This is a genomic window from Mycobacterium sp. NGS27 (assembly GCF_059813005.1).
This window is the reverse complement of sequence record NZ_JCALDT010000001.1, coordinates 807,095-819,246: the sequence shown is the minus strand read 5'-3', so window position 1 is coordinate 819,246 and position 12,152 is coordinate 807,095. Positions and strand designations below refer to the sequence as shown.

Here is a 12,152-nt window from a genome sequence, read left to right as displayed (position 1 = left end):
TTCGGCTGCCATCAACCCGGCCCGTGAGGCGACGCGTTGCGGTATACGGCCGAGTGGATGCCTATTCTGTGCGGAGTGGCCGAACCGTCTGCGGCGCAGTTGCGCACACAGCTCGACGGAGTGACGCTGCGCGATGCCGCCCGATTCGGCCGGCGCCTGAAGAACCTGCGAGGCGCCTCACCCGAGAAACTGCGGCTGCTGGCCGACCAGATCGCCGCGGCGCAGGACGTGGTCGCCGCCCGTCAAGCCGCCGTGCCGACCATCAGCTATCCCGACCTGCCGGTCAGCGAACGGCGGCAGGAAATCGCCGAGGCGATACGGGCGCATCAGGTGGTGGTGATCGCCGGGGAAACCGGTTCGGGAAAGACCACCCAGCTGCCCAAGATCTGTCTCGAGGCCGGCCGCGGGATCCGCGGAACCATCGGGCATACCCAGCCCCGGCGGCTGGCCGCCCGCACGGTGGCCCAGCGCATCGCCGACGAGCTGGGCGCCCCGCTGGGCGACATAGTCGGCTATGCCGTGCGGTTCACCGATCAGGTCAGCGACCGCACGCTGATCAAGCTGATGACCGACGGCATCCTGCTCGCCGAGATCCAGCGCGACCGCCGCCTGCTGCGCTACGACACGCTGATCCTCGACGAGGCCCACGAGCGCAGTCTCAACATCGACTTCCTGCTCGGCTACCTGCGGGAGTTGCTGCCTCGACGCCCCGATTTGAAGGTGATCATCACCTCGGCGACGATCGAGCCGCAGCGCTTCGCGGCGCACTTCTGCAACGCTCCGATCATCGAGGTGTCCGGGCGGACGTATCCGGTCGAGGTGCGCTATCGGCCGCTGGAGGTTGTCGTGCTTTCGGCCGCCGATGACGACCCCGACGACCCGGACCACGAGATCGTGCGGACCGAGACCCGCGACGAGGTCGAGGCGATCGTCGACGCCATCGCCGAACTCGAGGCCGAGCCGCCGGGCGACGTCCTCGTCTTCCTGTCGGGGGAACGCGAAATCCGCGATACCGCAGAGGCTTTGGGTGGGCTCGAGCACACCGAGGTGCTCCCGCTGTACGCGCGGCTACCCACCGCGAAGCAGCAGAAGGTGTTCGCGCCTCATGCCGGGCGCCGCGTCGTGCTGGCGACCAACGTCGCCGAAACGTCGCTGACGGTGCCCGGGATCCGCTACGTCATCGACCCTGGCAACGCCCGCATATCCCGCTACAGCCGGCGCCTGAAGGTGCAGCGGCTGCCGATCGAGCCCATCTCGCAGGCGTCGGCCGCGCAGCGCGCCGGCCGGTGCGGCCGAGTCGCGCCCGGCGTGTGCATCCGGCTCTACTCCGAACAGGATTTCGCGGCGCGTCCGCGCTACACCGAGCCCGAGATCCTGCGGACGAACCTGGCCGCCGTCCTGTTGCAGATGGCGGCCCTGCAGCTGGGTGACATCGAGGAGTTCCCGTTCCTCGACCCGCCGGACCGCCGCAACGTCCGCGACGGCGTCCAGCTGCTGGTCGAACTCGGCGCGTTCGACCGGCATGGCGCCATCACCGACCTGGGCCGTCGCCTGGCGCGGCTGCCCGTCGACCCGAGGCTGGGCCGGATGATTCTGCAGGCCCAGGCCGAAGGGTGCGTGCGCGAGATGCTGGTGTTGGCCGCGGCGCTGACGATTCCAGACCCGAGGGAACGGCCCAGCGACCGCGAGGAGGCGGCGCGCGCCAAGCACGCCCGGTTCGCCGACGAGCACTCCGATTTCATGTCCTACCTCAATCTATGGCGTTATCTGCGCGAGCAGCGCAAGTCGCTGTCCGGCAATGCCTTTCGCAGGATGTGCCGTTCTGAATTCCTGCACTATCTGCGGATCCGCGAATGGCAGGATCTGGTGGGGCAGCTGCGCAGCGTCGCGCGTGACTTGGGCATCGTCGAAGACGCCGCGTCGAAGGAGCCGGCGGATCCCGGTCGGGTGCACGCGGCAGTACTCGCCGGGCTCTTGTCGCATGTCGGCATGCGCCGCGAAGACACCCGCGAGTATCTCGGCGCGCGCAACTCGCATTTCGTGCTGGCGCCCGGCTCGGTTCTCACCAAACGGCCGCCTCGCTGGGTAGTTGTGGCGGAGCTGGTCGAGACCAGCCGGCTGTACGGGCGAACCGCCGCCCGCATTCAGCCCGAGGTCGTCGAGCGGGTCGCCGGCGAGTTGGTGCAGCGCACCTACAGCGAACCGCACTGGGACGCCAAACGCGGCGAGGTGCTGGCCTACGAGCGGGTGACGCTGTACGGGCTGCCGCTGGTCGCGCGTCGCCGGGTGGGATACGCCCGAGTCGAACCGGCGGTGGCGCGCGACCTGTTCATCAGGCACGCGCTCGTCGAGGGCGACTGGCAGACCCGCCACCATTTCTTTCGCGACAACGCGAGGCTGCGGGCCGAACTCGAGGAGTTGGAGGAGCGAGCCCGCCGCCGCGACCTGCTGATCGGCGACGACGAGGTTTACGCGCTCTATGACGCCCGCATTCCCGCCGATGTCGTTTCCACCCGGCACTTCGACGCGTGGTGGAAAAAGCAGCGACACAAGACACCAGACCTGCTGACCTTCACCCGTGCCGACTTGCTGCGTACCGACGACACCGCAGGCAGGGATCGACCGAACACGTGGCGAACGGGCGATGTCGCGCTGCCCCTGACCTACCGGTTTGAGCCCGGTGCCGCCGACGACGGGGTCACGGTCCACGTGCCGATCGACGTGCTGGCGCGGTTGGGCGGCGACGAGTTCGCCTGGCAGGTGCCGGCGCTGCGCGAGGAGCTGGTCACCGCGCTCATCCGGTCACTGCCGAAAGACTTGCGCCGCAACTTCGTTCCCGCACCCGACACTGCCCGTGCGGTGCTGGCGGCAATCGACCCGACCGGTGAGCCGGTGCTGCCGGCACTGCAACGCGAATTGCGCCGTCGCAGTGGAATTCTGGTGCCGACCGACGCCTTCGAACTGGACAAGCTGCCGCCGCACCTGCGGGTGACGTTCGCGATCGAGGCCGGGGACGGCACCGAGGTGGCCCGCGGCAAGGATCTGCGGGCGCTGCAGGAACGGCTCACCGCCCCGACCCGCCGAGCCGTCGCGCACGCGGTCGCGGGCGAGCTGGAGCGGGCGGGCGTGCGCGGCTGGCCCGACGACGTCGACGAACTTCCCCGCGTCGTCGAACGCTCGATTGACGGACGCACCGTGCGGGGCTATCCCGCATTCGTCGACGTGGGCGGCGCCGTCGACCTTCGCGTGTTCGCCACGCCGGCCGAGCAGGACGAGGCGATGGGACCCGGCATCCGGCGGCTGATGCGGCTCAGCGTCGCCTCACCGGTGAAAGCCATTGCGCGGCAGCTTGATCCACGTACCCGGCTGGCTCTCGGCGGCAATCCGGATGGTGACCTGTCCGCGCTGTTGGACGACTGCGCCGACGCGGCGACCGACGCTATCGTCTCGGCGCCGGTGTGGACGCGCGCGGAGTTCGTCGCGCTGCAGCAGCGGGCCGGAAAGTCCCTGCTGCCCACCACCCTCGAGATCGTGGGCCGCGTCGAAAAGGTGCTCGCCGCCGCTCAGGAGGTGCAACTGTTGATGCCCGCGAATCCTTCGCCCGCCCAGATCGACGCGGTCGCCGACATCCGTGCGCAGCTGGATCGGCTGTTGCCGGCCGGTTTCGTCACCGCCACGGGGCCCGCGCACCTCGCCGACCTCCACCGCTACCTACTTGGGATCCGTCGCCGCCTCGAGGGGCTGCCCCACGCCCTCGGGGCCGATCGGGAGCGCATGCAACGGGTGCACGCCGTGCAGGTCGCCTACGACGAACTGGTGCGGGAGTTGCCGCAACCGGCGAAGGCTGCCGCAGATGTTCGCGATATCGCCCGGCAGATCGAGGAACTCCGGGTGAGCCTGTGGGCCCAGCAACTGGGCACGCCGCGTCCGGTCAGCGAGCAGCGGATTCACCGCGCAATCGACGCGGTGCGCGACCGTTGGTGATTGTTTTCCCCGCCACTTTCAACCGGACAGCTACCACGCCGAACGGCACCCGGTTGCCCAGCGCGTGCTGCGCAATGCGTTGGCGCAGATGACGCTTCTTCGCCCCGACGAACGCACCAAGGCACTGCGCGACACCGTGTCCGACCTTCTCGGCATGGACGAACCGCGCGCATGCTTCGCCGCGATGATGTCCGGCCTGGATATCGCTTACGACCTGGGTGGGGGACACCCACTGGTGGGCCGCAGGATGCCCGACCTGGACCTGGTCACCGCCGACGGGCCGCTGCGCGTATTCGAGCTGCTGCGAGACGCCCGCGCGCTGCTGCTGGACTTCGGGAACACCGACGGCATCGACATCGAGCCCTGGGGCGACCGGATCCGGGTCGTATCCGCGAAAAGCATTGCCCCATACGTGCTTCCGGTGCTTGGCGCGGTCAGCGAGCCGCCCGCCGTGTTGATCCGGCCGGACGGCCACGTCGCCTGGGTCGGCGCCGACACCGACCCGCCGCTGCGCGACGCGCTTGCCACCTGGGTCGGGGCAGGCGCCCCGACGCATGGCCAACTTTCACAGCGGAAACGGTGACTTGTATCGGCCGACGCAGCGTGTAACGTGCGTGTTCGCTGTTCGAGATCAGGAAGCAGCTGAACATGGCAACCGACCAACCGCCGACCCCGCCCATGGATTGGGCCGAGGCCGGTCCCTTGCTGCGGCCGGTACTGCGTCCGCAAAGCTACGTCAACCATTTGGTCAACACCGGGGCGCTGCCCTGGGTCCGGCCTGTGTTCCCCTTCATCAACGAGATGGTCGTGGTCGACCTGCCTACGGTGCGGGCCATGGTGACCCCGGCGGAGACGGACGCGTGGGGCATCAGCGGCGATCAGGCCTTCGCGGCGGCCAGGGAGAACCTTTCCGCGCATCGGCAGGCCTTGCAGCCGGGCGAGAAGTTCCTGTTGAAAGACGCCGACGGCGGCACGTATGTCGATTCGATGATCCTGGCGACCGGTTGGCTGGCGTCACTCGCGGTGGCGGACGGCCCCCGTCCACTGGTCTTTTTCCCGGGCGACGGCGTGTTGATACTGGGCACCGACGCGCCCGACAATGCCGCGGATCTCTTCGAGGTCGCCGAGCAGATGTACCTCGACGCCGAGCAGCCCATCTCGCCGCAGGGCTACACGATCGAGGGCAGCGTCATCGCGCCATTCGACCAGGCCGGCCCGCACCCGTTGCGCGATCTGGCGTTGAGAGCTCGAACCCTCTTGGCCGCAAAGGAATACAACCACCAGACCGAGTTCTTGCGGGAGCATTATGAGCGCGAGTTGTTCCCGCGGTACGTCGGCGACGCGCAGATCATCGAGACGGCGTGGGGCCGGCGCACCACGGCGGTGTGGGGCCAGGGCATTCCGTGGGAGCTGCCGCAAACCGATTACGTGACGTTTTTGGTCGGTGACCCGTCGAATGTGTCCGACAAGTTCACCGTGCCGTTCCCGACCGTGGTCGATGCAGTGGGCATTCTTCCCGTCGCGGGAATCAACCCGGTCCGCTACCGGGCCGACGAATGGCCGAAGGCCGAGATGCTGGCGACGCTGAAGGCCCACGCCATCGACCGAGCGAGCGAATGACGATGTGCATGGGAGCCGGGTCTGCGACCCGCTAGTCCGGCGGCTCGCTGGTGGTGCCGTGGGTAGCCGCTTGTTCCCGGTCGCTGCGGTTGCCGGGAACACCTTCGGCTTCGCTTTCCTCGGTAACCTTCTCCTCGAGCTCATCGACGATGTTTTCCAGCTCCTGAGCGCGGCTCAGCGGGTCTTTGTCGGGTTTGGTCATGTCGCTTTCCATTGGCCTGGGTGGGGGATGGGCTCCGGCGCCGGGCGCCCCCGCTATTCCATACCCGATCACGCGTTCGCTAACCAGATGCGGGAGCAGTCAGAACATACGAGACACAGCGCCGCCGCGGTGGAATCATCGCAAGAGTGGCTACCGAGAAACCTCAGACCATCGCTTATCCCGCTGCCGACGCCCGCAAACGTCGTCACCAGCCCGATCGGCTCGACCCGCACGTCATTGTCCTTTTCGGTGCGACGGGCGATCTGGCGAAGCGAAAGCTGATCCCCGGGCTGGCCTACCTGAATCAATCCGAGTTGGCGCCCGACATCCAAATCATCGCGACGTCGCTTGAAGACATCAGCAGCGACGAATTCCGCGAGCTCGCCAAGAACGCGATTGACGAGTTCGGCACGCACAAGCTCACGTCTGAGCAGTGGGCCAGCTTCGCAAAGATCATCTGTTACGTGCCGCAGGGCGCGGGACCGGAAGCCCTCGCCGAGGCGGTCGCCGAAGCCGAAGACAATCTGGGCCACGATGTGCGGCGGCTGCACTACTTGTCGGTCCCCCCCAAAGCGGCGCGCGACGTGATCACCATGCTGCGCGACGCCAAGCTCGTCGAACGCTCCCGGGTGGTGATGGAGAAGCCCTTCGGCACCGACCTGGCCAGCGCGGTGGCGCTGAACGACTTCGTCCACGAGACATTCGAAGAATCCCAGATCTTCCGTATCGACCACTTCTTGGGCAAGGAAGCCGCGCAGAACATTCTGGCGTTCCGCTTCGCCAACGGCCTGTTCGAGCCGATCTGGAACCGCAACTTCATCGACCACATTCAAATCGACATTCCCGAGGCCCTGGGTTTGGATCAGCGGGCGAACTTTTACGAAGAGACCGGCGCCTATAAGGACATGGTGGTGACCCACCTGTTCCAGGTGATGGCGTTCACCGTGATGGAGCCGCCGACGGCGCTCGAACCGTTCGCCATCAGCGAGGAGAAGAACAAGGTCTTTCGGTCGATGCTGCCGGTCAAGCCCTCCAACGTGGTGCGCGGTCAGTACAGCGGTTACCGCGACGAGGACGGCGTGGCAAAGGATTCCGACACCGAGACGTTCATCGCGCTCAAGGTGGGGATCGACAACTGGCGATGGGCCGGAGTGCCCATCTACTTGCGCACCGGCAAGAAGATGGCAGAGGGCATCCGCGTCGTTTCGATCGCGTTCAAGGAGGCCCCGCGAACGATGTTCCCGCCCGGATCCGGCGTGGGCACCCAGGGCCCCGATCACCTCACGTTCGACCTTGCCGACAACTCGAAGGTTTCGCTGTCCTTCTATGGCAAGCGGCCCGGGCCGGGCATGAAACTGGACAAGCTGTCCATGCAGTTTTCTTCGCAGGAGATCGACACGGTCGCGGACGTGCTGGAGGCCTACGAGCGTTTGATTCTCGATGCGATGCGGGGCGACCACACGCTGTTCAACACCGCGGAAGGCATCGAATCATTGTGGGAGCGTTCGGAAGATCTGCTCACCGACCCGCCGCCGGCCAAGCTGTATCAGCCGGGTACCTGGGGTCCGAACGCCATTCACCAATTGATCGCACCCAACGCGTGGCGGCTGCCGTTCGAGCGCGAGTGGCGCGAAGCCAAGTCGTAGCGAAAGCGCTCGACGACCCGCGGCCTCAGGCTGATTCGGCGCTGAGGTAACTGATCGCGTGACGGAATCGCTTCAGGATTTCGTTGTCGGGCAACACGAATCCGTAGTCGGCGTACACCTGTTCGGTCGGTCGGCGCGTGACGTTCCAGCCGGTGGCGGCCAGGTGCTCAGCGGCCGGGCGGCGCTCCCCGAGCCAGACGAGCTCGGCGACGTCGATGTCCAGTCCGTGCTGCCGCCAGGCGCTGCGCATCGCCCGTGCTCGTTCGTCGGTGAAGACGCTCATGTCGGTGATGTTCTCGGTGGCCAGCCGGCTGCCCGGGGCACTGAGCGCGGTGATGTTGTCCAGCAAGCGGTCCTGGGCTTCGGGCGGCAAATAGGGCAGCAAGCCCTCGGCGATCCAGGCGGTAGGGGTGTTGGCGTCAAAGCCGCTGTCGCGCAGCGCCGTTGGCCAGTCATCGCGAAGATCGACAGCGACGGTCCGGCGCTCGGCGGTCGGTTCGGCACCGATCTGGGCAAGTGTGTCGGACTTGAAGGCGATGACCTCGGGCTGGTCTACCTCGAACACCACGGTGCCGGAAGGCCATGGCAACCGATAGGCCCGCGCGTCCAGCCCGGCGGCCAAAATGACGGCCTGCCGGATTCCGGCGGCGGTGGCGGCGCCGAAGAAGTCATCGAAGAATCTGGTCCGCACCGTAATCTGCTCGCGTCGCTGCTGCAGCGTCATCGGCATGTCGTCGGTGTCGAGCGGGATCTGGCCATCCAGCATGCGGGTGAAGAACGGATGCCCGACCGCCCGCACCAACGGCTCGGCGAACCGGTCGTCAAGCAGGGCGTCCGGCTCTCGGGACGCCAGCGCCCGGGAGGCCGCCACCATCGTCGCGGTCGCCCCCACGCTGGAGGCCAGGTCCCAGCTGTCGCCCTCGCTGCGCGCCGAGCCAAACGATGACATCCGCTTCCCCTTCCGCAATTCACCCGCCGCGTCGACCAATTCGCCCTCGACGCCGCTCACCACCGGCAACTACACCACCGGTACCGAAGGGTACTTTCTGGCTATGCCACGCGCACCAATGACACCTACCCTGCGCCCGCGCCGATCCGCCCTGTACCTGCCCGGCAACAAGCCCCGCGCGCTGGAGAAGGGCAGATCGCTGCCGGCGGACGTGCTGATCTTCGACCTCGAGGACGCGGTGGGACCAGACGCGAAAGCCGAGTCGCGGACAACGGTGTGCGAGGCGATCTCGTCGGAGAGCTACCGGCCCCGCGAGGTCCTCGTGCGTATCAACGCCTTGGACACCGATTGGCATGACGACGACCTGGCCGCCGTGGCCGCGTCGACGGCCGACGGCGTGCTGGTGCCGAAAGTCGAGACAGGTCAACAGGTTCAAGTGCTGGCTGATGCGCTCGACGCCCTGGGGGCGCGGAAGTCGTTGCAGCTGTGGGTGATGATCGAAACACCCCGGGCCTTTCTGCGGGCCGAGGAGGTCGCGTCGGCCAGCGATCGCCTGGCCGGATTGGTGGTGGGCACCAACGACCTGGTCAACGAGCTGCACGGCCTGCACGTCCCCGGGCGCGCTCCCGCCGTGCCCGCCCTCGGCCTGGCCTTGTTGGGAGCCAGGGCGGCCCGAAAGGTGATCCTGGACGGGGTGTTCAACGACATCACCGACGAGGCCGCATTCCGGGCCGAGGCCCGGCAGGGGCGCGAGATGGGATTCGACGGCAAGACCCTGATCCACCCGTCGCAGATCGGCCCCGCCAACGAGCTCTTCGGTCCGTCCGCTACGGAGGTGGGCGACGCCCGCAAGGTCGTCTCGGCCTACGAGCAGGCGCAGGCCGCCGGAACGAGCGTGATCACGGTGGATGGCCGCATGATCGAGAGCCTGCACGTGCGCGACGCCCAGCGAATCCTCACCCTCGCGGATCTGATCTCCGAGCTGGAAGCCGCCTCCTAGCGCGATGCACATGTCGGATGCGTCACTACGGGTGGGTGACGGCAGCCCGCGACGGGCATTCGGGGCCGGCCACACGGTAGGTTGAACGCGTCCCGACGACTCGAGAGGAGATGACGTGGGCCAGTCCGTGGCCATGGCCGAGGCCGACCGCGCGTGGATGATCGACACGCTGCTCGCGCTACTGCAGACCCCGAGTCCCGCGGGACGCACGGACGCGGTGATGCAGGTGATCGGCGACATCTTCGATGACTTCGGGGTGCCGTTCACGCTGACCCGGCGCGGCGCACTGACCGCCGAACTGCCGGGCGAGTCGGCGACGATCGACCGGGCACTCGTCGTGCACTCCGACACCATCGGCTGCATGGTCAGCGAGCTCAAGGACAACGGCCGCCTCGAATTGGTCCCGGTCGGCACCTTTTCGGCGCGCTTCGCCGCCGGCGCCCGGGTGCGCATCTTCATCGACGACCCCGACGAGTTCATCACCGGCACGGTCCTGCCGCTCAAGGCGAGTGGGCATGCGTTCGGCGACGAGATCGACACGCAACCCACGAACTGGGAGCACGTCGAGGTCCGTATCGACCGCAAGGTGTCCACGCGCGAAGATCTGGTTCGGCTCGGCCTGCAAATCGGTGACTTCGTGGCGCTGATCACCAGCCCCGAGCTCACCGCCGACGGCTTCATCGTCTCTCGCCACCTCGACGGGAAGGCGGGCGTCGCGATCGCGCTCGCCTTGGCCAAGAACTTCTCCGAGAACAAAGTGGTGCTGCCGCACCGCACCACGATCATGGTCACCATCACCGAAGAGGTCGGTCACGGAGCCAGCCACGGCCTGCCCGCGGATGTCGCCGAGCTCGTCTCGGTGGACAACGCGGTGTGCGCGCCCGGCCAGCACTCGCTTGAGGACGGCGTGACGATCCCGATGGCCGACATGCACGGCCCGTTCGACTATCACCTGACCCGAAAACTCTGCCGGCTCGCACATGAGCGGGGAATTCCGTTCGCCCGCGACGTTTTTCGCTACTACCGGTCCGACGCCGCGGCGGCTATCGAGGCCGGGGCCAATACCCGGGCCGCGCTGGTGGGCTTCGGCGTCGACGGCAGCCATGGTTGGGAACGGACCCACATCGATTCGCTGGAGGCGGCGTACCACCTGCTGCATGCGTGGCTGCAGACCCCGTTGACGTTCGCCAAGTGGGACGCCAAGCCCAGCGGCAGCCTGCGCGACTTCCCCTCGTCAGAACAGCCCGCACCCAGCGAGCGGTGGGTGCCGCTGTCCCGCGGCGATTTCGAGAGCCCCGGCGACGCTTCGCCCGGGACACACTGGCCGCCGGAGGGACCGCAGGCCTGAGGCGGCACATCTGCGCCCAGACGATTCTCGTCCGCAGGTACGTCGAGTTGCCGACGTTGCCGGCGACCATGATCGCAACTTTGGATCACATCTCGCCTATGCCGTGGTGACTCGTCATCGAGCGCTAGGAATTGCAGCTTCGCCAAACTTAGTCAGCCTCAAGAAGGCCTGAGTCGTTGGGACGGTCGGGATCCAGGGATTTCGAAACCTCAAAGATCCACGGCCGCAATGCGCTCCGCATGCTCTCCTCGCTCCAGCGATCCTCAAGATCGACGACGTGAGTGTGATGGCCGTCGACCGCATGGTCGAATACACCTGTGCTAACACCAGGTTCGCGTAGCAGCAGGAGCGGCAATCCCTTGCCGTAAGCCATACCCGCTTCCACGTGTGTCCATGGGGTGGTGCCCGCTGATGCCCCATCAGGATCGGCGCCACTGTGCCGGAGTCCAAGCACCACCATGCCGGCGCACCCATCCAAGCGGCGGGCGATCTCGGCTAGGGCTGACGACGGTGGGTAGTCGTGACGTGGCAGGGCCTCGAGGAGCAGACCCTCGCGGGCGAATAGCTCGGCGAGGCGCTCGCACACCGAAACTTGCGCCGGGTTTCGGTCCGATGGCGCGCTAAGAAAAACATGCGGACGCTTGGCTGCGGGTTTTGCAGGCGCTGGTGCCGGTTCCTTCGAGTCGAATTTCGTTTCTTCGTTTGCGAGGTAAGGCATCAGCTCTTCGGGGATGTTGCGGGCACCGGCAAAAGATGCACCGTGCAGTAAAGCACCCTTGAAATTCGCGCCAAAAAGGTCCGCTTCGAAAAAGGTCGCGCCTTGAAGCTCCGCGTCCCGAAGCACGGTTCCTTGAAGCCGCGCCTGATAAAACTTGGCGCCTTGGGCCTTAACGCCCCTCAGCGATGCTTCGCTGAGATCAGCACGGTAAAAGTCTGCCCCCTTGAGTGAGCCGCCGTGTCCCTTTGGCTTAAGAGGGCCGCCCTCTCCCAGGTATGCATCTTGCAGGTTCGTCCGCTGTAAGTCCTCCTCATCGAGCGTTTTGGCGTGGGCCAGCCCATCGGCTAGGAGCTTCTGCAGATTGCCTCGTGGGACACCGCGAAGGACCGCCGCCATGACGTTCTGGGCCTCCCTGGCGTACGGTGCGCGGCGCCGGAACAGGCCGTCCCGGATACCGAATTCGCTCGACGGGTCCAAGAACCGGCGTAGGAAAATGGCACCGGCAAGTCGGCGCTCTGCATCCTGGGCAGCGAGAAGACCGATGACGTGAGTGAACGCAGAACGGATGGCCGACAGCTTCGCCCTACGGTTCTGGTAACCGACCACGCCGAGCACGGCCACCGCTGCGGCGACAACGACCGAAGCCGTCGAGACTGCACCTCCAACATCGACCGCCACGACACAT

At 66.8% G+C, this 12,152-nt stretch carries 8 protein-coding genes and 1 pseudogene; 6 read left to right on the top strand and 3 right to left on the bottom strand.

What is annotated here, in order from left to right:
* Positions 1–57 precede the first annotated feature (57 nt).
* The 3 genes and pseudogenes from hrpA (at position 58) to AC5Y30_RS03555 (ending at position 5,604) form a co-directional block, all read left to right on the top strand.
* Positions 58–3,984 carry an ATP-dependent RNA helicase HrpA gene (gene hrpA / locus AC5Y30_RS03565; RefSeq protein ID WP_499916335.1) on the top strand — a complete coding sequence of 1,309 codons (3,927 nt, stop codon included), beginning with the start codon at positions 58–60 and terminating at the stop codon, positions 3,982–3,984.
* A gap of 25 nt (positions 3,985–4,009) precedes the next feature.
* Positions 4,010–4,567: pseudogene (locus tag AC5Y30_RS03560) on the top strand (aromatic-ring hydroxylase C-terminal domain-containing protein); the annotation flags it as partial.
* A gap of 59 nt (positions 4,568–4,626) precedes the next feature.
* Positions 4,627–5,604, top strand: coding sequence for a DUF1444 domain-containing protein (locus AC5Y30_RS03555; protein ID WP_499916782.1), 978 nt, complete (start codon positions 4,627–4,629; stop codon positions 5,602–5,604).
* A 31-nt stretch (positions 5,605–5,635) separates the two neighbouring features.
* Here AC5Y30_RS03555 and AC5Y30_RS03550 read toward each other — a convergent pair whose 3' ends face one another.
* A complete protein-coding gene (locus tag AC5Y30_RS03550; protein WP_499916333.1) occupies positions 5,636–5,818 on the bottom strand; it encodes a hypothetical protein in 183 nt (60 codons plus the stop codon).
* A 134-nt stretch (positions 5,819–5,952) separates the two neighbouring features.
* Here AC5Y30_RS03550 and zwf point away from each other — a divergent pair, with 134 nt between their 5' ends.
* Positions 5,953–7,452 carry a glucose-6-phosphate dehydrogenase gene (gene zwf / locus AC5Y30_RS03545; protein WP_499916331.1) on the top strand — a complete coding sequence of 500 codons (1,500 nt, stop codon included), beginning with the start codon at positions 5,953–5,955 and terminating at the stop codon, positions 7,450–7,452.
* Positions 7,453–7,477: 25 nt separating this feature from the next.
* Here zwf and AC5Y30_RS03540 read toward each other — a convergent pair whose 3' ends face one another.
* Positions 7,478–8,401, bottom strand: a complete 924-nt coding sequence (locus AC5Y30_RS03540) for a class I SAM-dependent methyltransferase (RefSeq protein WP_499916780.1) — start codon at positions 8,399–8,401, stop codon at positions 7,478–7,480.
* 118 nt (positions 8,402–8,519) lie between these two features.
* Between AC5Y30_RS03540 and AC5Y30_RS03535 the strand changes: the two genes are divergently transcribed.
* A complete protein-coding gene (locus tag AC5Y30_RS03535) occupies positions 8,520–9,401 on the top strand; it encodes an HpcH/HpaI aldolase/citrate lyase family protein (protein WP_499916778.1) in 882 nt (293 codons plus the stop codon).
* A 115-nt stretch (positions 9,402–9,516) separates the two neighbouring features.
* Positions 9,517–10,749: an osmoprotectant NAGGN system M42 family peptidase gene (locus AC5Y30_RS03530; protein WP_499916329.1), complete on the top strand. Its 1,233-nt coding sequence runs from the start codon at positions 9,517–9,519 to the stop codon at positions 10,747–10,749.
* A gap of 148 nt (positions 10,750–10,897) precedes the next feature.
* Here AC5Y30_RS03530 and AC5Y30_RS03525 read toward each other — a convergent pair whose 3' ends face one another.
* Entirely contained in the window at positions 10,898–12,145 is a 1,248-nt protein-coding gene (locus tag AC5Y30_RS03525; RefSeq protein ID WP_499916327.1) for a pentapeptide repeat-containing protein, read from the bottom strand.
* Positions 12,146–12,152 lie beyond the last annotated feature (7 nt).